The following is a 2,651-nucleotide window of genomic DNA, read 5'->3' as shown; positions in this document are numbered from 1 at the left end:
TTGCCGGCCGGCGTTGGCGTTACACCGCGCCGGCCTCTTTCGAGAAACCCGATCCCCAGTGAGGCTTCCATGGCACGAATGCGCGCACTGGCTGCCGCCAGGGACAGATGACTGCGTGCGGCGCCGGCGGTGATGTTGCCGGTGTCGAGGATGTTCAGGTACAGGCGCAGGTCGGTCAGGTCGAAGTGCATTACAGCAACCTCTGGATTTGTGTTGTCTGGATGGGCGCCTTCGCGGGCAAGCCCGCTCCCACAGGTGACGCGATTCACTGTGGGAGCGAGCTTGCTCGCGATGGGGACGGCACATTCAACATTGGCAGTGATTGATCCACCGCTATCGCGAGCAAGCTCGCTGCCACAGGGGTTGCATGTACTCAAAGATATTTACCGGGAGATCACGTCGGGTGATCCCCCGGTTTTTTATATCAGGCAAACACGAAATATTTGCGCACGGTTTCCACCACTTCCCACGTCCCTTTCATCCCGGGCTCGATGACGAAAATATCGCCGGCGCGCAGGTGGATCGGCGCCATGCCTTCCGGCGTGATGATGCAGTAGCCTTCCTGGAAGTGGCAGTATTCCCACTTCACGTATTCCACGTACTACTTGCCCGGCGTGCAGATCCAGGTGCCCATGATCTTGCTGCCGTCTTCACTGGTGTAGGCGTTGAGGTTGACGGTGTGCGGGTCGCCTTCGAGTTTTTCCCATTTGCAGGCGTCGAGCACAGGCAGCGGGTGGGTGTCGCGGAGAACGGTAATCGGTGCGGTCATGATGACTCCGGGCAGTGGGCTCAAGAACTGAAGTCGCACCCTATAGCGCCCGTCCATTGTTCAGTTGTCTGTAGTCGACACTGAGCTGTCCAGAAACGCACGGCCCTCAAAGGCTGGTCAGTGGGCAGTCGAGCCTGGATTGTTCGAGGTTGTTCTCGAACTCGACCAATTGCGAGTGCTGTTGCGACAGCGCCGCTATCCGTTCGCCGATTTCCTGTTTTTTGCTGGCGATGACCTGATGTGCCCGCTCCCATGGCAACTGCGGGCCCTGATGTCCAGCGAAGACTGACTGCAACTCCTTGAGTTTGAAACCCAGCTGCTGGGCACACTTGATGAACATCAGCAGGTCGACACTGTTCTGGTCATAGATGCGGTACTTGCCCTGACGGCGAGCGGCAGGCAGCAGGCCAATCGATTCGTAGTGACGGATGCTTTTGACAGTGGTTCCGGAACGTTGCGCGGCTTGGCCGATGTACATGGGAAGCTCCTTTTCTCCAAGGGTAACGCTCGGTGCATTATCGACAGACTCAACCACTGGCGATAGCTTCGGCTTGCCGTAGCCAAGCCGCATGCCGGTCCGCGCTGGCGCCGAGAATTGGCCCGAACGTGAGGGTTCGGGTTGGCTTGATACCACAGAATTCCAGCGTGGTTTTACGGACCTGATGCAAACCGGGCATGCGGTAGATCCAGCGGAAGTACCAGGGCGGTGTGTCCATGGTCACCAGCAGGTGGGCGGTTCGGCCGCGCAGGAGTTTGTCGGGGAAGGCTTTGCCCTGGCGATACTTGAAGGCAAAACCGGGCAAGAACACCCGGTCGAAAAAGCCCTTGAGCAAGGCCGGTACGCCACCCCACCAGATCGGATAAACCAGCGTCAGTTGTTCGGCCCACAGGATATCGGCCTGAGCGTTACCCAAGTCGGCTTCCAGCGGCTGGACCTGCTGATAGCCTTCGCGCAACACCGGGTCAAAATCCATGCTGCCCAGAAACAACTGCCGCACCTCATGCCCGGCGCGCATTGCCGACTGTGTGTAACGCTCGGCAAGGGCGGCGCAGAAGCTGTTGCTGGACGGATGCCCGAGGATCACCAGTATTCGTTTGCCCATCATCGCTGTCCTTGAAGATGAAACTTCAAGGATAAAGTCTGCCCCTCAGGGGAGAGTCAAGGCGTGCAGCAGGGCCTTGGCATAGCCGGGTAATGCGGCAAAGTCCCGGGCACAGAGCAACAGTTTGCGTTGGCCCCAGGGTTCTTGCAGGGCGAGGCTTTTGAAAGACAGTCCACCGGACCCGCGTTCGACGGCGGCCAGCGGTACGATTGCCAGTCCCGCCCCGCGGGCGACCATGCGCATCACGCCATCGAAACCGTCGGCGCGGATGCGAACCTGCATGCGCAGGCCGGTGTGAAGTGCCTGTTCTTCCAAGTACACCGCCAACGCGCTGTTGGCATTCAGGCCGACATAGTCGTGATGCAGCGTGTCGGTGAAGCTCACTGAAGTCGCCTGTGCCAAGGAGTGTTCACGGGGCATGATCAGCACCAGCGGATCGTCGCGGAACGGTCGGGTCTGCAAGTCATCGGTGTCCACCGCGTCGGAAACGATGCCGAGGTCCGCTGCACCCTGGCGCAAGGCGTGGGTGATGCGGGCGCTGGGCAATTCCTGCAGGTCGATGTTGAGGTTGGGATGGCTGTGCAGGAAGTCCGCGAGCAGCTCTGGCAGGTACTCGGTGATCGCCGTGGTATTGCACAGCAGGCGCACCTGACCTTTGACGCCCTTGGCGTATTCGGCCAGGTCCTGTTGCAGGCGTTCGGCTTGTTGCAGCAGCACCCGGGCGTGTCGGGCCAGGGCATTGCCGGCCGGCGTTGGCGTTACACCGCGCCGGCCTCTTT

General features: G+C 60.2%; 4 protein-coding genes and 1 pseudogene. All 5 read right to left on the bottom strand.

The annotated features are described in order from the left end of the window. A partial coding sequence (locus PMI29_RS13310) for a helix-turn-helix domain-containing protein (RefSeq protein WP_007998800.1) occupies positions 1-191 on the bottom strand: 191 nt, incomplete at its 3' end. A 233-nt stretch (positions 192-424) separates the two neighbouring features. Then, a pseudogene (locus PMI29_RS0130185) lies at positions 425-769 on the bottom strand (cupin domain-containing protein). 106 nt (positions 770-875) lie between these two features. Then, entirely contained in the window at positions 876-1,247 is a 372-nt protein-coding gene (locus tag PMI29_RS13315; protein WP_007998798.1) for a MerR family transcriptional regulator, read from the bottom strand. Positions 1,248-1,296: 49 nt separating this feature from the next. Beyond that, positions 1,297-1,875: an NAD(P)H-dependent oxidoreductase gene (locus PMI29_RS13320; protein ID WP_007998796.1), complete on the bottom strand. Its 579-nt coding sequence runs from the start codon at positions 1,873-1,875 to the stop codon at positions 1,297-1,299. Between the two features lie 42 nt (positions 1,876-1,917). Beyond that, the coding region (locus PMI29_RS13325) for a LysR substrate-binding domain-containing protein (protein ID WP_007998794.1) at positions 1,918-2,651 on the bottom strand (734 nt) is incomplete at its 5' end.

The organism is Pseudomonas sp. GM49 (assembly GCF_000282355.1).
Taxonomy (GTDB): domain Bacteria; phylum Pseudomonadota; class Gammaproteobacteria; order Pseudomonadales; family Pseudomonadaceae; genus Aquipseudomonas.
The sequence above is the reverse complement of the archived record's forward strand: the minus strand, read 5'-3'. Positions and strand labels throughout refer to the sequence as shown.